Source organism: Rahnella sikkimica (assembly GCF_002951615.1).
GTDB lineage: Bacteria > Pseudomonadota > Gammaproteobacteria > Enterobacterales > Enterobacteriaceae > Rahnella > Rahnella sikkimica.
This window is the reverse complement of record NZ_CP019062.1, coordinates 418,258-444,394: the sequence shown is the minus strand read 5'-3', so window position 1 is coordinate 444,394 and position 26,137 is coordinate 418,258. Positions and strand designations below refer to the sequence as shown.

The 26,137-nt window shown below is 53.3% G+C and carries 22 protein-coding genes; 16 read left to right on the top strand and 6 right to left on the bottom strand.

Features of this window, described 5'->3' with window-relative positions; genetic code table 11:
• The first annotated feature begins 39 nt into the window (after positions 1 to 39).
• The 7 genes from BV494_RS02015 (at position 40) to yejF (ending at position 9,281) form a co-directional block, all read left to right on the top strand.
• Complete coding sequence (locus tag BV494_RS02015; protein ID WP_104921338.1) at positions 40 to 753, top strand: phosphatase PAP2 family protein; 714 nt, start codon at positions 40 to 42, stop codon at positions 751 to 753.
• Between the two features lie 428 nt (positions 754 to 1,181).
• Positions 1,182 to 1,757 (top strand): bifunctional murein DD-endopeptidase/murein LD-carboxypeptidase, encoded by a 576-nt coding sequence (gene mepS / locus BV494_RS02010; RefSeq protein ID WP_104921337.1) that lies wholly within the window; start codon positions 1,182 to 1,184, stop codon positions 1,755 to 1,757.
• 165 nt (positions 1,758 to 1,922) lie between these two features.
• Positions 1,923 to 3,506: a cyclic di-3',5'-guanosine monophosphate phosphodiesterase PdeN gene (gene pdeN / locus BV494_RS02005; protein ID WP_226790009.1), complete on the top strand. Its 1,584-nt coding sequence runs from the start codon at positions 1,923 to 1,925 to the stop codon at positions 3,504 to 3,506.
• A gap of 200 nt (positions 3,507 to 3,706) precedes the next feature.
• Positions 3,707 to 5,512, top strand: coding sequence for an extracellular solute-binding protein (locus BV494_RS02000; protein WP_104921336.1), 1,806 nt, complete (start codon positions 3,707 to 3,709; stop codon positions 5,510 to 5,512).
• 10 nt (positions 5,513 to 5,522) lie between these two features.
• On the top strand, positions 5,523 to 6,617 hold the full coding sequence (locus tag BV494_RS01995; RefSeq protein WP_104921335.1) for a microcin C ABC transporter permease YejB: 1,095 nt from the start codon (positions 5,523 to 5,525) through the stop codon (positions 6,615 to 6,617).
• The gene (locus tag BV494_RS01990; RefSeq protein WP_104921334.1) at positions 6,617 to 7,666 is read left to right on the top strand and encodes an ABC transporter permease; all 1,050 of its coding nucleotides are present in this window, start codon (positions 6,617 to 6,619) and stop codon (positions 7,664 to 7,666) included. Before BV494_RS01995 ends, BV494_RS01990 begins: the two co-directional genes overlap by 1 nt.
• A gap of 1 nt (position 7,667) precedes the next feature.
• A complete protein-coding gene (gene yejF, locus BV494_RS01985; RefSeq protein ID WP_104921333.1) occupies positions 7,668 to 9,281 on the top strand; it encodes a microcin C ABC transporter ATP-binding protein YejF in 1,614 nt (537 codons plus the stop codon).
• Between the two features lie 17 nt (positions 9,282 to 9,298).
• Here the strand turns inward: yejF and BV494_RS01980 are convergent, their stop codons facing one another.
• Positions 9,299 to 9,643: a YejG family protein gene (locus tag BV494_RS01980; RefSeq protein ID WP_104921332.1), complete on the bottom strand. Its 345-nt coding sequence runs from the start codon at positions 9,641 to 9,643 to the stop codon at positions 9,299 to 9,301.
• 680 nt (positions 9,644 to 10,323) lie between these two features.
• Here BV494_RS01980 and BV494_RS01975 point away from each other — a divergent pair.
• From BV494_RS01975 to BV494_RS01965, 3 genes are read left to right on the top strand one after another with little or no spacing between them, the layout of a single operon-like run.
• The gene (locus tag BV494_RS01975; protein ID WP_104921331.1) at positions 10,324 to 10,938 is read left to right on the top strand and encodes a sorbitol dehydrogenase family protein; all 615 of its coding nucleotides are present in this window, start codon (positions 10,324 to 10,326) and stop codon (positions 10,936 to 10,938) included.
• Complete coding sequence (locus BV494_RS01970) at positions 10,938 to 12,593, top strand: GMC family oxidoreductase (protein ID WP_104921330.1); 1,656 nt, start codon at positions 10,938 to 10,940, stop codon at positions 12,591 to 12,593. Before BV494_RS01975 ends, BV494_RS01970 begins: the two co-directional genes overlap by 1 nt.
• On the top strand, positions 12,590 to 13,993 hold the full coding sequence (locus BV494_RS01965; RefSeq protein ID WP_104921329.1) for a cytochrome c: 1,404 nt from the start codon (positions 12,590 to 12,592) through the stop codon (positions 13,991 to 13,993). Before BV494_RS01970 ends, BV494_RS01965 begins: the two co-directional genes overlap by 4 nt.
• A gap of 70 nt (positions 13,994 to 14,063) precedes the next feature.
• Here BV494_RS01965 and BV494_RS01960 read toward each other — a convergent pair whose 3' ends face one another.
• Positions 14,064 to 14,807 (bottom strand): SDR family oxidoreductase, encoded by a 744-nt coding sequence (locus BV494_RS01960; RefSeq protein ID WP_104921328.1) that lies wholly within the window; start codon positions 14,805 to 14,807, stop codon positions 14,064 to 14,066.
• A 137-nt stretch (positions 14,808 to 14,944) separates the two neighbouring features.
• A complete protein-coding gene (idnO, locus tag BV494_RS01955; protein ID WP_104921327.1) occupies positions 14,945 to 15,709 on the bottom strand; it encodes a gluconate 5-dehydrogenase in 765 nt (254 codons plus the stop codon).
• Positions 15,710 to 15,917: 208 nt separating this feature from the next.
• Here idnO and BV494_RS01950 point away from each other — a divergent pair, with 208 nt between their 5' ends.
• Both BV494_RS01950 and BV494_RS01945 read left to right on the top strand, forming a co-directional pair.
• Entirely contained in the window at positions 15,918 to 16,901 is a 984-nt protein-coding gene (locus BV494_RS01950) for a LacI family DNA-binding transcriptional regulator (protein WP_104921326.1), read from the top strand.
• Positions 16,902 to 17,076: 175 nt separating this feature from the next.
• Positions 17,077 to 18,432: an MFS transporter gene (locus BV494_RS01945; protein ID WP_104921325.1), complete on the top strand. Its 1,356-nt coding sequence runs from the start codon at positions 17,077 to 17,079 to the stop codon at positions 18,430 to 18,432.
• Between the two features lie 33 nt (positions 18,433 to 18,465).
• Here BV494_RS01945 and BV494_RS01940 read toward each other — a convergent pair whose 3' ends face one another.
• Positions 18,466 to 19,671 (bottom strand): Bcr/CflA family multidrug efflux MFS transporter, encoded by a 1,206-nt coding sequence (locus BV494_RS01940; protein WP_104921324.1) that lies wholly within the window; start codon positions 19,669 to 19,671, stop codon positions 18,466 to 18,468.
• A gap of 27 nt (positions 19,672 to 19,698) precedes the next feature.
• Positions 19,699 to 20,406, bottom strand: coding sequence for a 16S rRNA pseudouridine(516) synthase RsuA (gene rsuA / locus BV494_RS01935; protein ID WP_104921323.1), 708 nt, complete (start codon positions 20,404 to 20,406; stop codon positions 19,699 to 19,701).
• Between the two features lie 389 nt (positions 20,407 to 20,795).
• Between rsuA and radD the strand changes: the two genes are divergently transcribed.
• From radD to BV494_RS01920, 3 genes are all read left to right on the top strand, one after another.
• Positions 20,796 to 22,559 carry a DNA repair helicase RadD gene (gene radD / locus BV494_RS01930; protein ID WP_104921322.1) on the top strand — a complete coding sequence of 588 codons (1,764 nt, stop codon included), beginning with the start codon at positions 20,796 to 20,798 and terminating at the stop codon, positions 22,557 to 22,559.
• A gap of 167 nt (positions 22,560 to 22,726) precedes the next feature.
• Positions 22,727 to 23,017 (top strand): 50S ribosomal protein L25, encoded by a 291-nt coding sequence (gene rplY, locus BV494_RS01925; RefSeq protein ID WP_101076066.1) that lies wholly within the window; start codon positions 22,727 to 22,729, stop codon positions 23,015 to 23,017.
• 223 nt (positions 23,018 to 23,240) lie between these two features.
• The gene (locus BV494_RS01920) at positions 23,241 to 24,563 is read left to right on the top strand and encodes an IS4 family transposase (RefSeq protein WP_104921321.1); all 1,323 of its coding nucleotides are present in this window, start codon (positions 23,241 to 23,243) and stop codon (positions 24,561 to 24,563) included.
• Between the two features lie 141 nt (positions 24,564 to 24,704).
• On the opposite strand, the gene yejK is transcribed toward BV494_RS01920, so the two are convergent.
• Positions 24,705 to 25,706 (bottom strand): nucleoid-associated protein YejK, encoded by a 1,002-nt coding sequence (gene yejK / locus BV494_RS01915; RefSeq protein ID WP_104921320.1) that lies wholly within the window; start codon positions 25,704 to 25,706, stop codon positions 24,705 to 24,707.
• Between the two features lie 197 nt (positions 25,707 to 25,903).
• On the opposite strand from yejK, the gene BV494_RS01910 reads away from it, so the two are divergent.
• A complete protein-coding gene (locus BV494_RS01910; RefSeq protein WP_104921319.1) occupies positions 25,904 to 26,131 on the top strand; it encodes a YejL family protein in 228 nt (75 codons plus the stop codon).
• The last annotated feature ends 6 nt before the right edge of the window (positions 26,132 to 26,137 follow it).

The following is a 26,137-nucleotide window of genomic DNA, read 5'->3' as shown; positions in this document are numbered from 1 at the left end:
AAATTAATACTTACCCTGCTAACAATAGGCTTTCCTGATATGTGGCGCCGTAACATTCCCGCAATCCTGATACTCAACGTATTGGGCGTTGCCCTTTTCTTATCTTTCTATTTACCGGTAAACCACGGTTTCTGGTTTCCGATTGATAAGTCGATTTTTTTCTTTTTCAACCGTCACCTGGCGACAGATGCCGGATTCCTGCACCTGGTTGCAGTGACCAATAACCGGGCTTTCGACGCGATTTCCCTGCTGGCAATGGGGCTGCTCTATCTGAGCTTTTTCCTGAAACAGGACAACGCGGGTCGCCGTCGTTACATTATTATCGGTTTCGTTATGCTGTTTACTGCGGTGGTGCTCAATCAGCTTGGGCATTTGCTGCCGGTCAGCCATAAGAGCCCGTCGCTGAGTTTTGAAGGCGTCAACCGCGTCAGCCAGCTGACCGGGATCCCGACCAAAGATTCGTCCGCGGACAGCTTCCCCGGCGACCACGGCATGATGCTGATTATTTTTACCTGCTTTATGTTGCGGTATCTGAGCAAAACGGCTTTCGTGATTGCGCTGGTGATCACCGTCATCTTCTCACTGCCACGCGTGATGATTGGGGCGCACTGGTTTACGGATATCGCGGTAGGTTCATTGTCTGTGGTGCTGGTCGGCGCAAGCTGGTGGCTGATGACGCCCGCCAGTGATGTATTAATTCACTGGCTGGAGAGAAAGCTCCCCGGTAAAAAAAATCCTAACGCGGTGGCTTAATTTCCCCACACATATTATTTAATTATGATCGGGCAGAAGGTTTTGTTCTGTCTGGTCTTTTTTCCAGACAATTTCCAGATATACTTTGCTGGATTATTGCTCGAAAACCCGCTTGTGATGCGGTTTTAACCCAAATTAGTATAAAAATAACACACCATTTTTAACATGTTTACTTACATCATCTTACATCACAATTTCTTATAAAAAATCCGGTAAAACCTCTCGCAATCCCTTATTCATTACGGTACTCTCCGAAACGCTTGCACAGAAATGTGGCAAAAACACCCTGTTTGAATGAAAAAGCGTGCTCTGACGCACATTTTCCCGGTTAGGTGTTTGTCCCATCTGATCGTGGCAGGTAGTCTCGCTTGGTTTGATAATTTTAATAACGATTTCATCGTTAAGGACAGCAAGGGATAACAACAATAATGGTCAAGTCTCAACCGTTTCTGAGATATATCACGCGGCTGATACCCGCGATTGGCGCAGCAATTATTCTTTCTGCGTGTAGTGGTATACATTCTTCGAACACAGAAAACGCACAAACTGATATGCGTGCAGTAAATGACAAAGACGGTCTTCTACTGCAAGCCTCTCAGGATGAATTCGAAGCAATGGTTCGTAACGTCAACGTTAAATCCAAAATCATGGATCAGTACGCTGGCTGGAAAGGCGTTCGTTATCGGTTAGGCGGTGACAGCAAGCGTGGTATCGATTGCTCAGCGTTCGTACAGGTAACATTCCGCGAACAATTTGGTATGGACCTTCCACGTTCAACGTATGAACAGGAAGAAAAAGGTAAGAAAATCCAGCGTTCTAAACTGCGCCCGGGTGATCTGGTATTGTTCGGCGCGGGCTCAACAGGGCGTCACGTCGGGATTTATTTAGGTAATGATCAGTTTGTTCATGCATCCACCAGTGCGGGTGTAATGATTTCAAATCTGAACGAAACTTACTGGAATAAGCGATACCGCGAAGCAAGAAGAGTTCTGGCTAACGGCTGATTCCGTTACCCCCTGATTTAATTCTTGTTGTCCCATATCAAGCGAATAAAAAAACGTCATCTCCGGATGGCGTTTTTTTATGCCCGTAATAAAGTGTATTTAGCCAATGGTGTTTTTTAACTACGTTATACTTTTACTTCATCAGCGAGAAAAAGGACAAAACACATGGGTTTAAAAACGGCGCTCACACACACCGTATTGCCCAAGCGCCGTTATTTAATACGAAGCCTCCTTTTTTCAGTGCTGTTCTTCATTTTATTCTTTATCGTCACTTTGACGGTCATTAAAGCCAATAACGCCCGCGAGCAGAACCAAATCGTAGAAAGAACAGCGCAATACAGCATCCGCTATTTTCATCAGTTAACCGACACCATGCGCAGGATTGGCCTGCTGACTTCCGAATCCTGCCCTTCGATTGCCAGTGAAATTAACCGTGATGCGGCGTTTAGTATTGGCGTGCGCGATTTTCAGCTGGTTCGCAATGGCATGGTTTTCTGTTCTTCCGCTTCCGGCAACCAGAACATTCCAGCCAACCGCTCACTGCATGATATTGATTTCGATAAAATGATGAGTATTGATTTGCAAATGGGGACACCGGCAGTGCCGAATCGCCCGGTGATCATTGTCTGGCAGCGTAATCCCGGCGCGTCGAATGATGGCGTAATTGCGACCTTAGAACTCACCCTGTCGCCGTATATGCTTTTTGCCCTGCCCGGTGACGGTTATCGCGGTTTTGCCCTGCTTATCGGTGACAGCGCCCTCACGTCTTCCGAAGATGCACTCATTCCTGTGAGTAAATTACCCCAGGACCATTTTACGGAAATCAAGCCCGACACCCTTCCTTTTACGTTGCGCCTTTATACCCCTTCCCTGACCGCCGAGAACATTCGTTTCACCCTGCTCGGCGGGTTGTTACTCAGTCTGTTAGTGTGCGCGCTGATCTATTTCAGCCTGCTCAGCTGGCATAGCGCCGAAAGGGAAATTCTGCGCGGCCTCAAAAACAAAGAGTTTTTTGTCGAATACCAGCCGGTCATTGATGCTAAAACCCTGAAAATCACCGGTCTGGAAGCCCTGCTGCGCTGGCAACATCCGATTGAAGGACGTATTCCGCCGGAAATTTTCATCGGTTACGCTGAAACGCAGGGCCTGATTGTTGAGCTGACGCAGCATATGATGTCGATGGTGGCGACCGACGCGCATCAGTTGCAACATGCGTTTCCTGAGAAATCCAAACTGAGCATCAACATTTCTCCGCATCACATGAACCGGGTCAGCTTCCACGACGACGTTTTGAATTTTATCGAGGCTCTGCCGGAAAACGCGTTTCAGGTGATTTTCGAAATTACAGAACGCGGAATGATTGATACCGAAGGCGCACTGCGTGAATTCAACTGGCTGCGCTTCCACAATATAGAAATTGCTATTGATGATTTCGGGACCGGCCACAGCGCGCTGATTTATCTGGAAAAGTTTACCCTCGATTATTTAAAAATTGATCGCGGATTTGTCATGTCGATTGACCAGAAAACGCTTATCGCGCCTGTTCTGGATACCGTCCTCAAACTCACGGAAGAACTGAAACTCAAGACGGTGGCTGAGGGCGTTGAAACGGAGTTGCAGTCGCAATATCTGCGTAATCACGGCGTGACTTACCTCCAGGGTTATCTCTACAGCAAACCGCTGGGCATCAGCGTACTGATGAATTTCATCCGTGATTTCAACGAGAAAGACGCGACCTACCAGATCTAATCTGCGCGAGCTTTGTCCCTTTTGTTCCACTTTTCTTTTAGCCGTCTGCCTCTGAGTATGATAAAAAGGCCGAAATCAGGGATGAAAACTGGGACTGTTGTGTTACAAGGTCTTAGCGATCAATTGATTACCACTGAACAATAGCCTGCGGCAATCGTGTCCGCACCATGCTGTCGTCATCACAGGAGTGCAGATCCAGGATGTTTTCTCGCGTGCTTGCCGTTGCGCTGTGTTTGCTGAGTCTCAGCGCACAGGCCGAGGTCATACAAGACAGCTACGCGTTCGCTATTTTGGGCGAACCGAAATATGTCTCAAACTTCACCAGTTTTGACTACGTCAATCCCGCCGCGCCGAAGGGAGGACAGATCACGCTGGCTGCCATCGGTACCTATGACAACTTCAACCGTTTCGCCTCGCGCGGCAATCCGGCGATGCGCAGCGGTTCTCTTTACGACCCGCTTTTCACCACATCCAGTGACGAAATCGGCAGCTACTATCCGCTGATTGCCGATTCCGCCCGTTACGACAGCCAGTACCGCTGGGTGGAAGTGGATATCAATCCCCGTGCCCGTTTCAATGACAACACGCCGATCACCGCCAGCGATGTCGAATTCACGTTCAAAAAATTCATGACCGAAGGCGTTCCGCAGTTCCGGGTGGTTTATAAAGGTGTGGAAGTTAAAGCCATCTCACGGCTGACGGTGCGCATGGTGCTGCCGAAAGCCGACAAGGACATGATGCTGGGGCTGCTCGGCCTGCCCATTTTGCCAAAGGCATTCTGGGAAAAACATAAGTTCAATGAGCCGCTGAGCACGCCACCGCCGGGCAGCGGGCCTTATCGTGTCAGCGACTATAAGCTCGGTCAGTTCATCACTTACTCGCGCGTGCCGGATTACTGGGCCGCCAATCTGCCGGTTAACCGTGGCCGCTATAATTTCGATACGATCCGCTACGATTACTATCTCGATGACAATGTCGCCCTTGAAGCTTTCAAATCCGGCGCATTTGATTTCCGTATGGAAACCTCGCCAAAGCACTGGTCAACGCAGTATCAGGGCGGCAATTTCAGCAAAAACTTTATCGTGAAGGCCGATGTGGAAAACCAGGCCGCGCAGGACACGCGCTGGCTGGCGTTCAACATTCACCGTCCTCAGTTTGCTGACCGCAAGGTGCGCGAAGCCCTGACGCTGGCCTTTGATTTTGACTGGATGAACAAAGCGCTTTATTTCGATGCCTACCAGCGCGTTGACAGCTATTTCCAGAATACCGAGTACGCGGCGAAAGATTACCCGAACGTGGCGGAACTGGCGTGGCTCGGGCCGCTCAAGAGTCAGGTTCCGGCTGAAGTGTTCAGCACGTTGTATAAACCGCCGCGCACGGACGGCAGCGGCAATGACCGGACAAATCTTCTCAGGGCGACCGCGCTGCTGAAAGAAGCAGGCTGGGAAGTCAGAAATCAGGTGCTGGTGAACAGCAAAACCGGCAAGCCGTTTACTTTTGAACTGCTGCTGCCCAGCGGGGGGAACTCGCAGTATGTCCTGCCGTTCCAGCATAATTTGCAGCGTCTGGGGATCAATATGTCGATTCGTGAAGTCGACAATTCTCAGTTTGTCCGCCGCATGCGCCAGCGCGATTACGACATGATCCCGACGGTTTATCCGGCGATGTCTTACCCGAGCAGCGATTTACAGATTTACTGGAACAGCAAATATCTGGATTCCACTTACAACAAACCGGGCGTCAGCGATCCGGCCATCGACAAACTCACCGATGAAATCGCCGCCAATCAGGGTAAACCGGACGCGCTGCTCTCGCTCGGCCATGCGCTGGATCGAGTGCTGACCTGGAATATGTACATGATCCCGATGTGGTACACCCATCACGAACGCTATGCCTATTGGGATAAATTTTCGATGCCTGCTGTCACTCCGTCCAACGGGATGGAGCTGGATACGTGGTGGTACGACATGAACCGCGCAGCGCGTTTGCCTGCGCAACGCCGCTGAGGAGCACAATGTGGCCGCTTATCTCATAAGACGACTGCTTCTGGTGATCCCAACGCTTTGGGCCATCATCACTATTAACTTTTTTATCGTGCAGATTGCGCCCGGCGGCCCGGTGGATCAGGCCATCGCGGCCATCGAAATGGGCCAATCCAGCGGGTTGCCGAATTCTGCCGGTAACAGCGGTAACGGAAAAGCGTCGCCCGGCGTGGCACAGTTTGGCGAAGGCCAGTACCGCGGGGCACGCGGGCTGGATCCTGAAGTTATCGCCGAGATTACCCATCGCTTTGGTTTTGATAAACCGCTGCACGTCCGCTATTTCGACATGCTCTCCAGCTATGTGCGCTTTGATTTTGGCGACAGTCTGTTTCGCGGCTCAACCGTCATGGGGCTGGTGAAAAGTGCGTTGCCGGTGTCTGTCAGCATCGGTTTGTGGAGCACGCTGATTATTTATCTGGTGTCGATTCCGCTGGGCATCCGCAAAGCGGTACGCAACGGCTCGCGGTTTGATACCTGGAGCAGCTCATTCATTATTATCGGCTACGCCGTACCTTCGTTTCTGTTTGCCATCCTGCTGATTGTTCTGTTTACCGGCGGCAGTTATCTCGACTGGTTCCCGCTGCGCGGGCTGACGTCGCCGAATTTTGACACGCTGCCGTGGTACGGGAAAATCACCGATTATCTCTGGCATGTGACACTGCCGGTGCTGGCGACGGTCATTGGCGGATTCGCGACGCTGACCATGCTGACCAAGAACTCCTTTATGGATGAGGTGAGCAAACAGTACGTCGTGACCGCGCGGGCGAAAGGGCTGAACGAGAAGCAGATCTTGTACCGACATGTCTTTCGCAACGCCATGCTGCTGGTGATTGCCGGTTTCCCGGCCACGTTTATCAGCATGTTCTTCACCGGCTCCCTGCTGATTGAAGTCATGTTCTCCCTGCAAGGCTTAGGATTACTGGGCTATGACGCCATCGTCCAGCGTGACTTCCCGGTGATTTTCGGCACGCTTTACGTTTTCACGCTGATTGGCTTACTGCTCAATATCGTCAGCGACATCACTTACACGCTGGTTGACCCGCGTATCGACTTCGAGGGCCGTCACTGATGACCGTGAGACTCTTCAGACTCAGCACCGTCACTCAGGCGCGCTGGGCGCGTTTTTGCCAAAACCGGCGCGGTTTCTGGTCGCTGTGGATTTTTATGGTTCTGCTGGTTCTGGTGTTGCTGTCCAACGTCATCGCCAACGATAAGCCGCTGCTGGCGCGTTATCAGGGGCACTGGTATGTGCCTTTCATGGTGAATTACAGCGAAACCACGTTTGGCGGCGAGCTGGAAACACCGGCGGATTATCAGGATCCGTTTGTGCTCAGACAGCTGGAAGATCACGGCTGGGTCCTCTGGGCACCGGTGCGCAGCAGCTATAACTCGATTAATTTCTCGACCACGCAGCCCTTCCCTTCCCCGCCTTCGGCGACAAACTGGCTGGGCACCGACAGCAACGGGCACGACGTGCTGGCGCAGATCCTGTACGGCTTACGGATTTCGCTGTTCTTCGGCATTTTCCTCACCGTGCTGACCTCTGTGATCGGCATTATTGCCGGTGCCACGCAGGGTTATTACGGCGGGCTGATCGACCTGCTTGGTCAGCGTTTTATCGAAGTGTGGTCCAGCATTCCGACGCTGTTCCTGATCATTATTCTGGCCAGCGTGGTGCAGCCCAACTTCTGGTGGCTGCTGCTGATTACCGTGCTTTCGGGCTGGATGACGCTGGTCAGTGTCGTCCGCGCCGAATTCCTGCGCACCCGTAATTTTGATTACATCCGCGCAGCACAGGCGATGGGCGTCAGCGACCGGGCCATTATGTGGCGTCATATGTTGCCGAATGCGATGGTCGCCACGCTGACGTATCTGCCGTTTATTCTTTGCGGTTCCATCACCACGCTGACGTCGCTGGATTTCCTCGGTTTCGGATTACCGCTGGGTTCGCCTTCGCTGGGCACATTACTGATGGAAGGCAAAAACAATTTGCAGGCGCCGTGGCTGGGCATCAGTGCGTTCGTCGTGCTGGCATCCCTGCTGTCCTTGCTGATTTTCATCGGTGAAGCGGTTCGCGATGCCTTCAACCCTTCTGCACATCACGGCGAGGCGCTCTGAGATGACGGACTCTTTACTGCAAATCCGCAACCTGAGCGTGGCTTTTCGTCAGGGAAATCAGCAACGCGAAGTGGTCAGCGATGTCTCCCTGAATATTCATGCGGGCGAAACGCTGGCGCTGGTGGGGGAATCCGGTTCCGGCAAAAGTGTAACCGCGCTGTCCGTGCTGCGCCTTCTGCCTTCTGTCGCCGTGTATCCGCAAGGGGATATCCTGTTTGAAGGCCGGTCGCTGCTCAAAGCCGACGGCAAGGCCCTGCGCCAGATCCGCGGTAACCAGATCTCGATGATTTTTCAGGAACCAATGGTTTCGCTGAATCCGCTGCATACCATTGAAAAGCAGCTGACCGAAGTGCTGACGCTGCATCGTGGTCTGCGGGGTGATGCGGCGCGCAGCGAAATCCTAAGCTGCCTGGATCGTGTGGGTATCCGCCAGGCGGCGTCCCGTCTGCGCGATTTTCCGCATCAGCTTTCCGGCGGCGAACGCCAGCGCGTCATGATTGCGATGGCGGTACTGACTAAGCCGAAACTGCTGATTGCTGATGAACCGACAACCGCGCTGGACGTGTCCGTTCAGGCGCAGATTTTGTCTCTGCTCGACGAGCTGAAACAGGAAATGGGCATGGCGATGCTGTTTATCACCCATAACCTGCGCATCGTGCGGCGTCTGGCGGATAACGTTGCCGTGATGCAACAAGGGCGTCTGGTCGAGCAGCAGCCGCGCGCCATGCTTTTCAGCCAGCCTCAGCATTCTTACACGCAACATATGTTGCAGGCCGAACCGCAGGGGCGTCCGCAGCCGCTGAAAGGTGATCCTGCGGTTTTGCTGGACGTGAAAAATCTCGATGTGGGTTTCCCGATTAAACGCGGTCTGTTACGGCGCACCGTCGGCGTTAAACACGCCGTTAATCAGGTGAGTTTTCAACTGCGACGCGGCGAAAGTCTGGGCGTGGTGGGCGAATCAGGTTCAGGAAAGAGCACGACCGGGCTGGCGCTTTTACGTCTGATGAGATCTCAGGGCGAAATCTGGTTTGACGGCCAGCCGCTGCACACGTTTTCGCGCAAGCAAATGCTGCCGTTCCGCAGCCGGATACAGGTCGTGTTTCAGGATCCCTTCTCAGCGCTGAACCCGCGTTTTACCGTGGAACAGATTATTGCGGAAGGTTTGCTGGTTCACCGGAAAGTGAGTACGCAGGAGCGCGAACAGGAAGTGATACGGGCGATGCAGGAAGTCGGGCTGGATCCGCAGAGCCGTCACCGTTATCCGACTGAATTTTCCGGCGGTCAGCGCCAGCGTATTGCCATCGCCCGCGCGCTGATTTTACAGCCCGAAATGCTGATTCTGGATGAACCGACGTCGTCTCTGGATAAATCGGTGCAGGCACAGATTCTGGCGATCCTGAGCGAACTTCAGCAACGCCACGGCCTGACCTATCTGTTTATCAGCCATGATTTGCATGTTGTCCGGTCTTTGTGTCATCAGTTGCTGGTGCTCAGGAACGGGGAAGTGGTCGAACAGGGAGATTGCGAGCAGATTTTTACCGCGCCGCAGCAGGCTTATACCCGCGAATTGCTGAGTGCGTCAGATGCGTTCGATTCGCAGGCGCAAATCGCCTGACGGTGTTATCAGGCGGTTCAGAATGGATAAAGTGCGGTGACAGATTCCGCGATCGCCGCGCCGATGTTTTTCAGGCAGCAAAGGGTCGCGCTTTCATCTTCACGATGAACGAATAAACACGGCTCGCCGTCGATTTCAACAATCGCCGCTTTGACCTGAATATCTTCTAAGGCATCGGTTAACTGGTGCATCACCTGCCAGGCGAATTCGCCCTCATGGCTGAGCAGTTTCAGGCCGATCAGATTGTTATCTTCCTCGTTACCAGGCAGCGGAATCGGTTCAACTTTGATACCGGCAAAACCTGACAACCAGCGATAACTTTGCGGCAAACGATGTACTACCGAAAGTTGGGTATTATTCACGTGGTTCCCCAGACAATGATGTTAACCAATCATCTACACGATATTTTTACAAAATAGCTACAACTGCACTGATTAAGTTATAGCCGAGACACGGTGCTTTGCCCACTTCTTGCTCAAATAATTAACATTAAATTAACGTTATTCCAGTGCAAGCTTACAGACTCCGCTATTTTTATGACCGCTCCCGATGAATCTGAGAGGCAGATCTCATTTTGGCTTACTTGTAACCTTTTTAGTCTTAATTCACAACCACTTTAATCAAATGACGCTACTTTTCATTGCGTTTTTATTTACATTTAATATACAAATCGACGCTATCAGCCGTCTCATAAACGTCAATAAAAAGCATAAAATCAAACAATTAAAATCAACCCTGACTTTACACACCGCGCTTCACAGGGTTAATTTCATTTTGAAATGAACCAGTTGGTTACAAAATTTACGGCGTCGCATCATACGTTAAAATCTGGATCTAATGTTAATAAATCCGCACAATTTGTTTGCACGATTTCTTCTTTTTTGGCTTATCATCCGCATCGTTATTACTGGTATACCCTATCGCAGAGACAGCCGGTCATCATCAACCTACTGATAAGTCTCGACATTAGCGACATATAATAAGAATCAGATAAGCAAATCCTGAGTTATTTAGTTCACACCCAATCCCAGCGAGAAATGAGATGGAAAACGATCCTTCAATCATGGCAAGCAATAACATCAAAAATGGAACCGGTTTCAGTCGTCGCGAGCTGCTTAAAGGGCTGACCTCCGCAATGGTCGCAACGACCCTGCTCGGCTTTCCCTTCCTGAGCCAGGCGGAGAAAGAAACCGCCACGCAGTCACCGGTGATCTTCGGTCAGTTCTATCTGTTATCACAGGCCATCACCGAGCATAAAAATATCAGCGAAGGAACGTCGGCTCAGATTTTCAATGCCTTCTTCCGCTCGCAGCCTGACTTCCCGGCTCAGGTCAGCAAACTGCACGCACTGGTTAAACCGGGGCAGGCCGCGAAAGATTTGCAGAAAGCCGCGCAGCAGAACGGTCTGGGCGAACTGGTGACGAGCATCGTCACCGCCTGGTATACCGGCACGGTCGGACATGGAATCGATTCCATTTTAGTCTCCTATAAAGAGGCGCTGATGTATCGCCCGGTGAGCGACGGCCTGATCGTGCCGACCTACTGCGGCAACGGCCCGCTGTACTTCACCGCCGCGCCGCCTGATGCCGCCATGCCTGAATCCATGAACGCCGATCGTTTTACCCGTACTTCAGAATCTGATGTGAGCAAAGCCTGATGAAAAAACCTGAATTTACCGCAGACGGCGATGCGTCTGCTGATGTGATTGTTGTCGGTTCCGGCGTCGTTGGCGGCATGATTGCCGATCAGCTGGTCAGCGAAGGCTATTCCGTTCTGGTGCTGGAAGCCGGATTACGCATAGAGCGTGCGCAGGCCGTCGAAAACTGGCGCAACATGCCGTTCGATAACCGTGCGGGCTCTGATTTTCAGGGGCTGTATCCGCAGTCAGAAAACGCCCCGGCGCCGCTGTACTTCCCGGAAAATAACTACGTTCATCTGACCGGGCCGAGTGCGGGCAGCTTCAAGCAAGGTTACCTGCGCACCGTCGGTGGCACCACCTGGCACTGGGCGGCATCCTGCTGGCGTCATGTTCCGAACGATTTCAAAATGAAAACGCTTTACGGCGTGGGCCGCGACTGGCCGATTTCATATGAAGAACTCGAACCCTATTACTGCCGCGCAGAAGAAGAAATCGGCGTTGCAGGCCCGAACGATCCTGAGCTGCAATCCCCTTCTGAACGCAGCAAACCTTATCCGATGGAACAGGTTCCTTACGGCTATGGCGATACGCGTTTTGCCGAGATTGTGAACCCGCACGGTTACCGCTCGGTACCCATTCCGCAGGGCCGAAGCACCCGTCCGTGGAACGGCCGCCCGACCTGTTGCGGCAATAACAACTGCCAGCCCATCTGCCCGATTGGCGCGATGTACAACGGTATCGCGCACGTCGAACGCGCCGAAAACAAAGGTGCCGTGGTGCTGGCCGAAGCCGTGGTTTACAAGATTGATACCGACGAAAACAACAATGTGACGGCGGTTCACTGGCTGGATAACCAGAAAAAATCCCACAAAGCGACCGGCAAAGTGTTCGCGCTGGCCTGTAACGGCATTGAGACGCCGCGTCTGCTGCTGATGGCGGCCAATGACAAAAACCCGAACGGTATCGCCAACTCCTCTGATCACGTGGGCCGTAACATGATGGACCACTCCGGTTTCCACTGTACGTTCATCGCCAAAGAGCCGCTGTGGATTGGCCGTGGTCCGGCGCAGAGCAGCTGTCTGGTCGGCCCGCGCGACGGTGACTTCCGCAAAGATTATTCTGCCAACAAAATGATCCTCAACAACATCAGCCGCGTGATCCCGGCGACGACCAAAGCGTTGCAGATGGGGCTGGTGGGTCAGGAGCTGGACGAAGAAATCCGCCGCCGCTCTATCTTCGGGGTGGACTTGTCCATCAGCCTGGAGCCGTTGCCGGATCCGGATAACCGCCTGACGCTGAGCAAAACCCGTAAAGATCCGCACGGTCTGCCATGCCCGGACATTCATTACGACGTCGGCGATTACGTGCGTAAAGGCGCGGAAGCGGCGCATAAACAACTTGAGCACATCGGCTCGCTGTTTATGGCGGAAGAATTCAACATCACTACCAGCCTGAACGCCAACAACCACATCATGGGCGGCACGATTATGGGCAACGATCCGAAGGATTCCGTGGTCAACGGCGACTGCCGGACGCACGATCATGCCAACCTGTGGTTACCGGGCGGCGGCGCGATCCCGTCTTCCAGCGTGGTGAACAGTACGCTGACCATGGCCGCGCTGGCGCTGAAAGCCGCCGACGATATGTCAAAAAAACTGGCAGGTGCAGCATGAAAAAACTTCTCACCGCCTGCCTGTTAAGTGCGTCCCTGAGCGGTTTTGCCGCCGCACAGGACAATCAGGCTGAACTCGTCCGTCAGGGCCAGGAAGTCGCGACGGCCGCAGACTGTCAGGCCTGCCATACGGCACCCGAAGGGGGAAAACCTTTCGCAGGCGGATATGAAATCCATTCGCCGATGGGCACGATTTACACCACCAACATCACGCCGTCGAAGCCGTTTGGTATCGGGAATTACACCGAAGAACAGTTCACCCGCGCCGTGCGCGAAGGGGTGCGTCCGGACGGTGCAAATCTGTATCCGGCCATGCCTTACACCTCTTACAGCCATATGAGCGATGCCGATATGCACGCGCTGTATGTCTATTTCCAGCAAGGTGTGAAGCCGGTCGAACAGCCGAATACCGAAACCGCCCTGCCTTTCCCGTTCAACATGCGTATTGCGATGGCGGGCTGGAACCTGATGTATCTCGACAGCACGCCGTTTAAGCCCGATCCGACCAAAAGCGAGCAATGGAACCGGGGCGCGTATCTGGTAAACGGTGCCGGACACTGCGACACGTGCCATACGCCGCGTAACCTGATGATGGGTTCGGTGACGGATAAACCGCTGGCGGGCGGCATGGTCGGTCCGTGGTACGCGCCGAACATCAGTTCTGATCCGGTCAGCGGCATCGGCAACTGGTCGCAGGCTCAGCTGGTGGAATACCTGAAAACAGGCCGGACCGCCGGGAAAAACCAGGCCGCAGGCGGTATGGCGGAAGCGGTGCAAAACAGCCTGCAATATATGTCTGACACCGATCTGAACGCGATTGCCTTCTACCTGAAAAACAGCACGCCGGTTCGCGATCCGCGCGATACACAGGCGGCAGATACCTTCGGTAATCCGGTGAATGTGGAAGACGGTCTGCGCGGCGCGCATCCGTTTAACGCGAACAAAACCCTCGACAACGGTGCGGCATTGTTCAGCGGATATTGCGCCAGCTGCCACCAGCCGGACGGCTCAGGCAGCAAGAATCAGGCGTATCCGTCGCTGTTTAACAACACCGCGACCGGCCTCGGAAATGCGTCGAACCTGATTTCCGCCATTCTTTACGGCGTCGATCGTCAGGTGGGCGACCATCATGTTCTGATGCCGAAATTTGGCGTGGGTTCGTATGTAGGTCAGCTCGACGACCAGCAGATTGCGGAGATCTCCAACTATGTGCTGAAAAACTACGGCAACGCAGGCGTTCAGGTCAGCGCGCAGGATGTGGCGGTATTACGCGCAGGCGGCCCGGTGACACTTCTGGCAAAACTGCAACCGTTCATGGCGCCGGCGATGGTCATTGGCGTGATCATTCTGCTGGTGCTGATTTTCTGGCTCGGCAGAAAGCGTAAAGTCAGAAAGGCATAATCAGGAAAGATGAAATGCAAAACGGCCCGGTTCGGGTCGTTTTTTTTAAATGCGGTAAACACAAAGAATCTTAACCCCGCCCGACCAGCGGCATGGCGCTGGCCATCACCGTCATGGTCAGAACGTTAGTGCCCAACGGCAATCCGGCCATAAACGCCACGGATTCACCGACGCGCTCCACCGCAATGACCGGCTCTTCGGCAATATGCCCGTCGGCCTGCATCCTCCCTGCCAGTACTTTATTGCCCATATCCGTTGCGGCGTTGCCGACGTCAATCTGTCCGCACGCAATATTAAATGCGCGGCCATCGAGCGCCGTGGATTTGGTGAGGCCGGTAATGGCGTGTTTGCTGGCGGTGTAAGGGGCGGAATTCGGACGCGGCGACTGGGCAGAAACCGAGCCGTTATTGATAATGCGGCCGCCCTGCGGAGACTGCAATTTCATCAGTTTGACCGCCGCCTGCGTACACAAAAATGCGCCGGTCAGATTGGTATTGATCACCGAAAGCCAGTCTTCCACAGCAAGCTCATCGATGGGCACATCCTTGACGTTGTTTCCGGCGTTATTAAACAGTAAATCCAGCCGCCCGAAGCTTTCCTGAATATCCGCAAACAGCGCGGCGACCGACTGCGGGCTGGTCACATCCAGCTGACGCGCCACCGCCTGCCCCGGTGCAAACTGTGTCACGGCTTGCGCCAGTTTTTCCCTATTGCGCCCCGCCAGAATGACCGTAAAACCAATACCCGCCAGCGATTTCGCGGCGCTCAGCCCGATACCGCTGCCACCGCCGGTGACCAGTGCGATTTTGCTCATAATTTTCTTTCCCATCCCCTAAATCATTCGGGTTGCATCAAGGCGGCAAATGAGTGAATCCCCGGGAGCTTAGATCACTAAGTGACCGGGGTGAACGAACGCAGCCAACGAAGAGGCTGCCTGAAGGATGACGGGGATCAAACTGCGGCCAGCATTCCGCCGTCGATGAACAAAAGATGCCCGTTAACGAAGTCTGATGCTTTCGATGACAGATACACCGCGCCGCCGACCAGCTCTTCCGGATTGCCCCAGCGCGCGGCTGGCGTGCGTTTGCACAGCCATTCGGAGAACTCTTTGTTATCGACCAGCGCCTGCGTCATGTCGGTTTTGAAATAGCCCGGCGCAATGCCGTTCACCTGAATATTGTAGCGCGCCAGTTCGACACACATCCCGCGCGTCAGCATTTTCACCGCGCCTTTGGAGGCGGCGTACGGCGTGATGGTGTCGCGGCCCAGCTCACTTTGTATCGAACCGATATTGATAATTTTGCCGCGCTCGCGCGTAATCATGTAACGCGCAACTGCCTGCGACACGAGGAAAACAGACTTCTGATTTACTGCAATCACGTCGTCCCAGTCTTTTTCAGGGAAATCGGTAAATTTGTGGCGGCGCTGGATCCCCGCGTTGTTCACCAGCACATCAATCGGGCCAATGGTCTTTTCGATATGGTCAATCGCCTGATTCACCGCCTGGCTGTTCGTGACATCAAAGGACACGGCGTGCGCGATAAATCCTTCTGCCCGCAGCGCTTCAACGGCCTTTTGGGTAGATTCCTGCTGCGTGCCGTTGACGATAATTTCCGCCCCGTGCTGCGCCAGCCCTTTCGCCAGCAGGAAACCCAGACCGCGCGTGGAACCGGTGACCAGTATCTTTTTGTTATCCAGTGAGAAGAGATTTGTCATGACGTTGGCCTTATTAAAAAGCTGCTTAGAAAAAGTTAGCCCCACTACAACGGTTTACCCGTCGCCAAACTGTGATGCAGATCACTTTGAAGAATGTTAAAAAACCCTGTTACTCCCGATGTGATCATCATCATTTTGATAACAATCTCCGGCGCTTTCTGTTTCAATAATCAGGTATATTTTAGGGAAATGATCAGGGAAAACCCGCATGAGAAACCAGCGCGTGACATTACAGGACATCGCCCAACTGGCAGATGTGACCAAGATGACGGTCAGCCGTTTTCTGCGCACGCCGGAAAAAGTCTCTCCCGAAACCCGCGAGCGTATTACCAAAGTCATGGAAGAAGTCGGTTATCCGCTGGAAGAAGCCCGCGGACCGGCCAAAGCGCCGCGCATCGGCATTCTGGTGCCCTCTTTTAACAATCAGATTTTCTCCGATTTGCTTGCAGGTATTGAGTCCGTGACGTCCGCGCACGGCTACCAGACGCTGGTGGTGAATTACGATTACAGCAAAGACCGCGAAGAAGAACACATTATCAACCTGCTCGGTTATCAGCTGGCGGGGCTGATCCTCACGGATTCCGTGCATACGCTCAAAGCCGATAAGTATCTGAATGCGGCTGAAATTCCCGTCGCGCAGGTGATGGATCTCGACGATCAGAATGGCCGTATTGCGGTGGGTTTTGATAATCAGCAGGCCGGATATGACATGGCGAATACGCTGCTCGCCAGCGGCAAAGAGCATGTGGTGTATTTCGGTTCGATGTCAGACGCGCGTGACCAGAAACGCTATCAGGGCTACAGCCGGGCAATGACTGAACGCGGGCTGACGCCGGTGCATATCACGCCGAATAAGGTTTCATCGGTGTCTATCGGTGCCGGAATGTTATCGATGGCACGTCAGTTGTATCCCCAGACCAATGCAATTTTGTGTACCAACGACGATATTGCGGTCGGCGTGTTACAGGAATGTCTGAAACTGGGCATCCGCGTCCCGCAGGACATGGCGATTTCAGGTTTTCACGGGCTGGATATCGGGCTGGCGACCACGCCGTTGCTGGCCAGCGTTATTACGCCGCGCTTTGAAATGGGCAAGGTTGTCGCCGAGATATTACTTAAAAAAATCAATAATCTGCCTACCATCGAGCGTGTCGATTTGCACTACCGGATTTCCCTCGGCGGCACGATTTAACCTGTCCTTTTCCGCAATTCCCCGCCTTTCGCTCTGCACGCCAACTGCGGTGCAGGATCACGTTGCGGGTAACACCTTTTCTTAACATAATTCAACGTGACGCCTGTCACGAAATACTTTCCTCAAAATGCTTTTATTAGGTCATCGCCGGATACAAGCACACAGAGGAAAGACGATGAATAATAAAATTCCTAAGGCCCGCTGGTTACGTGTCATAACGCCCATTCTTATCGCCTGTATTATTTCCTTCATGGACAGGGTCAATATTAGTTTCGCCATGCCCGGCGGGATGGATGCCGAATTAGGCATCACCGCCTCAATGGCCGGTCTGGCTGCCGGTATCTTCTTCATTGGTTATCTGTTTTTGCAGGTGCCCGGCGGAAGCCTGGCGGTTCACGGCAGCGGCCGTAAATTCATCGCCTGCTCGCTGATTGCCTGGGCGGTGATTTCCATTCTGACCGGCTTTATCACTAACCAGTATCAGCTGCTGTTCCTGCGTTTTGCGCTCGGTGTGGCGGAAGGCGGGATGTTGCCGGTGGTGCTGACGATGGTCAGCAACTGGTTCCCGGATAAAGAACGTGGCCGCGCCAATGCGTATGTACTGATGTTCGCGCCGCTCGGCGGGATGATTACCGCGCCGCTGTCCGGCCTGATCCTGGATACGCTCGACTGGCGCTGGTTGTTCATCATCGAAGGGGCATTATCTTTCGTGGTCATGCTGTTCTGGTGGTTCACCATCAGCGACCGTCCGGAAGAAGCGAAATGGCTGTCTGAGCGCGAACGCGATTATCTGGTCACCGAATTAAACCGTGAACGCGAAGCCCTGCGGGCGCTGGCACCGGTGAATAACGCGCCGCTCAAAGAGGTTTTTCGCAATAAATCTATCGTCAAACTGATCGTCATTAACTTCTTCTACCAGACCGGGATTTACGGCTACACGCTGTGGTTGCCGACCATCCTGAAAAACCTGACTGGCGGCGACATGAGTTCAGTCGGTATGCTGGCGATTATCCCTTACGTGGGCACAATGCTGGGGATTCTGGCGATGTCCGTGCTGTCCGATAAAACCGGCAAACGCCGCCTGTTTATCGCCCTGCCGTTGTGTGGTTTCGCCGCCTGTCTGGCCGCATCGGTCACGTTTGGTCATAACATTATGGCGGCCTACGGGTTTCTGGTCGGTGCCGGGTTCTTCCTGCAAGCCGCGACCAGCGCCTTCTGGACCATTCCGGGCAAAGTGACCACGCCGGAAGTGGCAGGCAGCGCCCGCGGTGTGATTAACGGTCTGGGGAATCTCGGGGGTTTCTGCGGCCCATATCTGGTTGGCGTGTTAGTCAGCCTGTACGGCCAGAGTACGGCGATTTATGCGCTGGTCGCGTCCCTGCTGATTGCCGCGCTGGTGACGACGCTGTTGCCGAAAGAGTGCGATATGGCGCTGATCCCCGGCGCAAAAGCTAAAGCGATGGCAGATGAATATGCCCGCGCCAAAGCGGCACGCCGGGTTCAGGGGATAAAAGCAGAGATCGTGGGATAGAAGAATAAACTCCCCTTCACCGGGGAGTTTACATCAGGTGGCTGATGTCGCGCCTTTCGCCGGACGGCTGGCGTAAAGATACAGCAATGTGGCGGCAATCACGCAAAACGCCATCGAACCGACCATCGGCCAGGCGCTTTTGGCGGTAAACAGGGAGAGTACCGAACCAATCGCCGCGCCGGTACCAAAACGAATCGTTCCGGCCAGCGAAGCCGCGGTGCCCGCCATGTGCGGGAAGTCATCCATGATGACCGCCATCGCGTTGGAGGTCACCATCGCAATCACGCCGACATAGCCCGCCACACCAATCACCATCGCCCAGAACGGCAGCCCGAACGCGCAGACCACCAGCAGCCAGATGCCCATCGTCAGCTGAACAAACAGGCCGAAGCGGAACATTTTCACCGCGCCCGCACGGCGCACGTTACGGCTGTTAATCAGCGTCAGGATCACCAGCGCCACGATGTTGAGCGCAAAATAGAAACCGAAATGCTGCGGCGAAACGTGATTGAGTTCGATGTAAACAAACGGTCCGGCGCTGAGGAAAGAGAACATACCGGCGAACGAGAAGCCGCTCGCCAGCATATAGCTCAGCACGCGCTTGTGGCGGAACAGGGAGACGAAGTTGCCGATGGTGGTGCGCAGATGGAATTTTTGCCGCCGCTCTTTGGGCAGCGTTTCCTTGATGTAAACGCCCACCAGCGTGGCGGCGATCAAAGCCGCAATCGCCATCGCCCAGAAAATCGCGTGCCAGCTGAAAATCGCCATCAGCAGGCCGCCGAGCATTGGGGCGAGCAGCGGCGCAACGGTCATCACCAGCACCACAAAAGACATCATTCGCGAGAATTCGTCTTTGGTGAACATGTCGCGCATCAGCGCGTTAATGACCACACTGGCCGCCGCCGCCGCTAAACCGTGCAAGAAACGCATCCACACCAGCTGTTCGACGGACTGCGCGAGCGCACAGGCACCGGCCGCCACAGCAAAGACAAGTACGCCCCAGAAGATCACCGGCTTACGCCCGAGGCTGTCTGCCATCGGTCCGTAAAACAGCTGCCCTATCGCAAAACCCAGCACATAGGCGCTGAGGGTCATTTGCACGCTGCCCGCCGCCACACCATATTCCTCGGCGATAACGGGCATACTTGGCAGATACATATCGATAGCCAACGGCATCAGCATCGATATCAATCCCAGGATGAAAATCAGTCCAATGTGGGATACCGGTTTTTCTTGCACTTTCAGCTGCTCCAGTTGACAGAAAAACTAGCGCGTGGGAACGCCAACGCTGGCAATTTCCTGCTCAGTTAAAGGCCGGTACTGGCCCGGTTCTAGATCTTCATCCATCACGATTTCGCCGATCCGCTCACGGTGCAGCGCGACCACGCGGTTACCGACCGCCGCAAACATGCGTTTTACCTGATGGTAACGGCCTTCGCTGAGGGTCAGACGCACCAGTTTCTCTTCGATTTGCTCGAGTGTCGCCGGTTTGGTCAGGGAATCTTCATTATGCAGCTGAACGCCCGCTTCAAACTGCGCGGCGGTGTCGTCAGCCAGCGGATTTTCGAGCGTCACCAGATAGGTTTTCTCACAATGATGGCGCGGCGAAGTGATGCGGTGCGACCACTGGCCATCGTCGGTCATTAACACCAGACCGGTGGTGTCGATATCCAGACGCCCTGCGGCATGCAGTTTGTACGCCACCGGTTCTTCGAGGAAATACAGCACGGTCGGATGATCCGGGTCATCGGTGGAACACACGTAACCTTGCGGTTTGTTGAGCATGAAATAACGCGGGCCGGTGATTTGATCCAGCACATTGCCGTCAAACTCGACGCGCTGTTCAGGGCTGATTTTCATCGAGCCGGTTTTGACGATTTCGCCGTCAACGGTGACACGTTTGTTGCGCAGCTCACGTAAAACGAGCGCGCGGCTTACACCTAATTGCTGAGATAGAAACTTGTCCAGACGCATTGGATAGTCTTGCCTTCGTGGCGATCTGAGTGATCGCGTTACTGATAAAACACAAGACCCCGCCGCTGCAACAGGGCAACTGACAGGGTTCAGGGTTGTTCGATTCGTAATACTGTCAGTTCGTCTGGCTGCAACGAGTGATGATTACTTCGAGGGGGCAGATTGACTGCCGCATTGAGCGAGAGAGTATAGCCGCGCTTGGCTCCGCATCCTAGGAGGAAGAGGAAAATAAGCAGGCTAAACATTCACGGCAGGTGATTTGATTGCAGATCGCCATTGGCCAGATTTCTTGGCATACTTCACCACTGTAGTTATTAACAGTGATCGTTATTAACAGTGATCGTTATTAACAGGCTTTTTTTATCAGTCAGTCTGAGGTGATTCTTCCCGTGACCGCTTTTACCCTTCGCCCCTATCAGCAGGATGCCGTAGACGCCACGCTGCGTCATTTCCGCCAGCACGATGAACCGGCGGTGATCGTATTGCCTACCGGTGCCGGAAAAAGCCTGGTGATTGCCGAGCTGGCAAGGGTGGCGCGCGGACGCGTACTGGTTCTGGCACACGTCAAAGAACTGGTGGCGCAGAATCACAGCAAATACCTCTCTTACGGGCTGGAAGCGGATATCTTCGCGGCGGGTCTGAATCTCAAACAAAGCAGCGGCAAAGTGGTGTTCGGCAGCGTGCAGTCCGTCGCGCCCAATCTGGCGGAATTCAGCGGCGAGTTTTCCCTGCTGATTGTCGACGAGTGCCACCGCATTTCCGACGACGATAAAAGCCAGTACCAGCAAATCATCGGCCATCTCAAAGCGCAAAACCCGCGTCTGCGTCTGCTCGGCCTGACGGCAACGCCCTATCGTCTGGGTAAAGGCTGGATTTATCAGTATCACCATCAGGGCTTTGTGCGCGGCGATTCCAGCAGTCTTTTCCGCGATTGCATTTACGAATTGCCGTTGCGTTATATGATCAAAAACGGCTTTCTGGTGCCGCCGGAACGGCTCGATATGCCGGTGGTTAGCTATGATTTCAGCCGCTTACAGGCCAACAGCAGCGGACTGTTCAGCGAGGCGGATCTTAACGATGAGCTGCGTCAGCAAAAACGTATTACGCCGCACATCATCAGCCAGATTGTTGAGTTCGCACACGACCGCAAAGGCGTGATGATTTTTGCCTCAACGGTGGAACACGCCGGTGAGATTTTCGGTTTGCTGCCCAAAGGCGAAGCGGCGCTGATCAGCGCACAAACCCACGCCATCGAGCGTGACCGGCTGATCACCGCCTTTAAACAACAGGAACTGCGCTATCTGGTGAACGTCTCAGTGCTGACCACCGGCTTTGACGCGCCGCATGTGGATCTGATTGCCATTTTGCGCCCCACCGAATCGGTCAGCCTTTATCAGCAAATTGTCGGGCGCGGGCTGCGTCTGTCGCCGGGCAAAACGGATTGCCTGATCCTCGATTACGCCGGCAATCCGCATGACCTGTTTACGCCGGAAGTGGGCAGTCACAAACCGGCGGGCGACAACAAACCGGTGCAGGTCTTCTGCCCGGCCTGCGGTTTCGCCAATATATTCTGGGGAAAGACCACCGAAGACGGCACGGTTATAGAACATTTTGGCCGCCGCTGTCAGGGCGTGCTGGAAGATGACGACGGCAACCGCGAGCAGTGTGATTTCCGTTTCCGCTTCAAAAGCTGCCCGCACTGCGGCGCGGAAAACGATATTGCGGCGCGGCGCTGTCATCAGTGTCAGGAAATTCTGGTCGACCCGGACGATATGCTGAAGGCCGCGCTGCGCCTGAAAGATGCGCTGGTCTTGCGCTGCGGCGGCATGAATCTTGAACACGGGCGCGACGACAAAGGCGAATGGCTGAAAATCACCTATTACGATGAGGACGGCGCGGACGTTTCCGAGCGTTTCCGCCTGCAAACGCCCGCCCAGCGGATGGCGTTTTTGCATAATTTTCTGCGCCCGCATCAGCGCGCACCGGGCGTGCCGCTGGAATGGAAATCAGCCGCAGATATCGTGGCGCAGCAGGTTTTACTGCGTCATCCGGATTTTGTCGTCGCGCGGATGAAAGGCCAGTTCTGGCAGGTGCGTGAGAAGATGTTCGATTATGAAGGGCGTTACCGGCGCGCCAATGAGCTGCGCGGGTGAGTAAATAACCTGAAACCGGCTATTTATATTGCTGCAAGTGCCCTGCTCCGGTATCATACCGCCCGCTTTCGCCTTGTGTGGAAGCGTGCAGTACTCAACTCGTCACTCGGTCGCAGGTGGCGGGGCTCTTGTTTTAAAACAAACAGTATCTATATAGAGAAACAGACATGTTCACTATCAATGTAGAAGTACGTCCACAGGACGAGCAGGGCAAGGGTGCGAGCCGCCGCCTGCGTTTAGAAAACAAATTCCCAGCTATCGTTTACGGTGGCTCAGCTGCTCCAGTTTCTATCAAACTGGACCATGATTCTGTTAAGAACATGGAAGTTAAAGCGGAGTTCTACTCTGAAGCTATTACTCTGGTTATCGACGGTAAAGAAACCAAAGTTAAAGTTCAGGCTGTACAGCGTCACCCGTTCAAGCCAAAACTGGCTCACATCGACTTCGTTCGCGTTTAATCGCTGACTGAGTTGTTGCGCATCGGGACGCCGTGCGAGAACAAATAAAAAACGCCGCCATAGCAATATAGGCGGCGTTTTTTATTGTCTGCGATTTGCCAGTTTCCTGCTCCTCCACCTGCGAAGGGGGAGGCCGGGAGTAATGCTGATCGTTTAAGAGAACTTGAACGATCCTGCAGTTAGGCGACAATCTGGCTCAAACATCGTTTGAGCCAGACACCTTATGAGCCTACTTTCCGAACAACTTCAGGTTGCCGCCGCATTTAACTACCCTGAATCTATTGATTCTTTTCAAAAAAATATTCCTCTCGAATGGATTGAACAAGCTCTCAGTCAAACCGGCAGAGCGACTGTTCGCAGACGAAGATTTCCCGCTGAACAGGTCGTCTGGCTTGTCCTTGGAATTGCTTTGATGCGTAACCGTTCTATTTCTGATGTCTGCGATAAACTCGATTTAGCCTTTCCTGACAGCCACGGTAATTTCTCGCCCATGGCAACGAGTAGTCTGGTCAAAGCCAGGCAGCGCCTGGGGTTCGAGCCCCTTCGACATCTTTTCTATTCCACCTCTGAGCAGTGGGACAAAGAAGATACGGAAAAATTTGTATGTGGCCTCAAAGTATTCAGCGTCGACGGAACCCAATTCAGAGCCCCGGATACTCCTGAGAATAAATCCTTTGGTTTTGCTTCCGGTAGTAACTCATTCCCTTCGGTTTTACTCGTTGCGCTTATGTCTGCGCGCAGTCATTTGATCACTGATGTTGCATTTGGGCCGGTAAAGAACAGCGAAATATATTATGCACAACAGTTGGTTAGCTCCGTTCAGGAAAACTCACTGACCCTCTTTGACCGGGCTTACTTTTCCGCAGAACTTTTACTTTCCTGGGAAGGCGCAGGAGCGAATACACACTGGCTAACACCGGTGAAAAGTAAAATGAGGCACAAAGTTATCGAGCAGTATTCTGAATACGATCAGCTTATTGAAATGCCGGTTTCTCCGCAGGCCAGAAAACAGTTCCCGCATCTTCCCCACACATGGTTGGCTCGTAAGGTATTGATAATAAAACCTTCTGGAGAGATAAAAGAATTCATTACATCAATGAAAGACCCTGAAAAATATCCTTTCGAAGACATCATTCAAGTGTACTGGGAAAGATGGGAAATAGAACAAGGTTACAGCGAGCTAAAATGCAGTCAGTTGGGAAATACAAATATCTTAAGAAGCCAAAAACCGGCGGGGATCTACCAGGAAATTTGGGGAATATTAATTAGTTACAATCTCGTTCGATTGGAAATGAGGCGAATGGCTGATGACTTCAATGTCCACCCTTTGCGCATAAGCTTCATAAATGCATTGCGGCTGATACAAGAGGAATTTTTGTGGTGTTCAGGGCGAACGCCGGGAACAATACCTAGAAAACTAAGAGACTTACGAGAGTCAGGTAAGCGATTAATCTTACCTGAAAAACGCAAAAGGCCAGCTTATCCAAGAGAAGTACTGGCTCGCCCTGCAAAGTATCCAACTAAAAAGAAAGCCGCTCGTTCTTAAGCGAGCGGCATTAAGGCCGGGAGGGGGTTTTAAGGGCAAACACTCCGTTAAAGTAAACTTAACGCAATGATTCTGCTTCAATACCCCACCCCAGCCCTCCCCTTCGCAGGGGAGGGAGCGGATCGCGCTATCTTCGGGTATTTATTTGCCCGCTTTACGCTGTAACTGATCCCGCAGGTTCGGCGGCGTGCCTTTAATGGTCAGCGTATCGGTCGCCGGATCCCAGAAAATACGTTCGCCCATCAGCATGGCATCAAAATTAATGCTAATTCCGCCGCCGCTGCCGGCAAATTTGGTGAGCTGGCGCAACGTGCTGCGATCGGCCGGGAACGTTTCTTCCAGCTGATAACCTTGCTCCTGCGTGAATTCTTTGAATTTCTTGTCATTCCACGGCGGCAGCTCTTCGGATAAATCATCCAGCGCAATTTCTTCGCCCGCCTGCAACTGCTCGTTGCAGTAGGTATAGACCTGCTGGCGATAATTCTGACGCTCGTTTTTATCGAGCTGCGCTTCGGTACAGAAATCGTCGACCGCCTGTAACAAACCCCGGTTCTGCGCTTTGGTATCCAGACCGACGGCTGCGCCCAGGAAATCCATGAAGAAATCCGACACTTTGCGCCCTACGCGGCCTTTCAGGAAGGTCAGGTAGCGTGTGGATTCAGGATTGGTTTCCCACTCGGTCAGATCAATACGCGCCACGATATCGGCATGGTTGATATCCAGATAATGAATACTGCTGACGTCCAGCTGTTCGTTGACGCGCATACTGCTGCGGCTGTTAAGCACGGCCACCAGCAAATATTCCACGGCCAGGAAACGGTAATGGCAAAACAGTACCACGCCGCCTTCTGCGAACGGATACTTTGCCAGCTCATCACGAAGACGCCCGGTCGCGGCACGGCTGAATGACAGGAAATCATCGTCCCCTTTACGGCAACTGCGCAGCGATGCTGCCAGTTCGCTGTCTTCGTTGAACAGGCCGTACGCTTTGCTTTTCGCGCTGTAAACGCGGTGCAGCTCTGCCATCATTTCATCAACGGCGGCATTCGGCGTCAAAAGCGTATCGCGCAGCACAACATCCAGCGTTTGCTCATCACGTTTATTCAACTGGTGCAGAGCGATCTGCTCAATATCCAGACTCATGGGGACTTTCTCCTGTAAGAATTGCAGCCGTGTAAGAAGGGTTTGCCTGCGGGGCGTATTCAAACACCGAAGCGCCAAAGCCGCAACTGGTTCCCGCATCTGCCACCCGAAGTATGAAGGGGACATAAAAATGCGGAAAGTGGTGGCGTGATCGGCTAAGATATTGGACTTTGTCAGATCAAGAAGCACATTACTCTATGGCACAATCATCCCGTTACAGTGACGAACACGTTGAACAGATCCTTTCCGAGCTGGCAACTGTTCTGGAAAAACACCGCGCCCCGACCGACCTTTCTTTGATGGTTTTGGGCAATATGGTGACGAACCTTATTAATACCAGCGTCGCTCCTGCACAGCGCAAAGCCCTGTCCCAATCTTTTGCTAAAGCTTTGCAAGCGTCGATAAGAGAAGATAAAGCCCATTAATTCACT

Coding starts and splice junctions, on each gene's coding strand:
- rplY (WP_101076066.1), top strand. CDS start 22,727: ATGTTCACTATCAATGTAGAAGTACGTCCACAGGACGAGCAGGGCAAG.
- BV494_RS01970 (WP_104921330.1), top strand. CDS start 10,938: ATGAAAAAACCTGAATTTACCGCAGACGGCGATGCGTCTGCTGATGTG.
- mepS (WP_104921337.1), top strand. CDS start 1,182: ATGGTCAAGTCTCAACCGTTTCTGAGATATATCACGCGGCTGATACCC.
- BV494_RS01910 (WP_104921319.1), top strand. CDS start 25,904: ATGGCACAATCATCCCGTTACAGTGACGAACACGTTGAACAGATCCTT.
- BV494_RS01965 (WP_104921329.1), top strand. CDS start 12,590: ATGAAAAAACTTCTCACCGCCTGCCTGTTAAGTGCGTCCCTGAGCGGT.
- idnO (WP_104921327.1), bottom strand. CDS start 15,709: ATGACAAATCTCTTCTCACTGGATAACAAAAAGATACTGGTCACCGGT.
- BV494_RS01960 (WP_104921328.1), bottom strand. CDS start 14,807: ATGAGCAAAATCGCACTGGTCACCGGCGGTGGCAGCGGTATCGGGCTG.
- BV494_RS02015 (WP_104921338.1), top strand. CDS start 40: ATGTGGCGCCGTAACATTCCCGCAATCCTGATACTCAACGTATTGGGC.
- BV494_RS01990 (WP_104921334.1), top strand. CDS start 6,617: ATGACCGTGAGACTCTTCAGACTCAGCACCGTCACTCAGGCGCGCTGG.
- BV494_RS01975 (WP_104921331.1), top strand. CDS start 10,324: ATGGAAAACGATCCTTCAATCATGGCAAGCAATAACATCAAAAATGGA.
- BV494_RS01950 (WP_104921326.1), top strand. CDS start 15,918: ATGAGAAACCAGCGCGTGACATTACAGGACATCGCCCAACTGGCAGAT.
- BV494_RS01945 (WP_104921325.1), top strand. CDS start 17,077: ATGAATAATAAAATTCCTAAGGCCCGCTGGTTACGTGTCATAACGCCC.
- yejK (WP_104921320.1), bottom strand. CDS start 25,706: ATGAGTCTGGATATTGAGCAGATCGCTCTGCACCAGTTGAATAAACGT.
- rsuA (WP_104921323.1), bottom strand. CDS start 20,406: ATGCGTCTGGACAAGTTTCTATCTCAGCAATTAGGTGTAAGCCGCGCG.
- BV494_RS01920 (WP_104921321.1), top strand. CDS start 23,241: ATGAGCCTACTTTCCGAACAACTTCAGGTTGCCGCCGCATTTAACTAC.
- pdeN (WP_226790009.1), top strand. CDS start 1,923: ATGGGTTTAAAAACGGCGCTCACACACACCGTATTGCCCAAGCGCCGT.
- yejF (WP_104921333.1), top strand. CDS start 7,668: ATGACGGACTCTTTACTGCAAATCCGCAACCTGAGCGTGGCTTTTCGT.
- BV494_RS02000 (WP_104921336.1), top strand. CDS start 3,707: ATGTTTTCTCGCGTGCTTGCCGTTGCGCTGTGTTTGCTGAGTCTCAGC.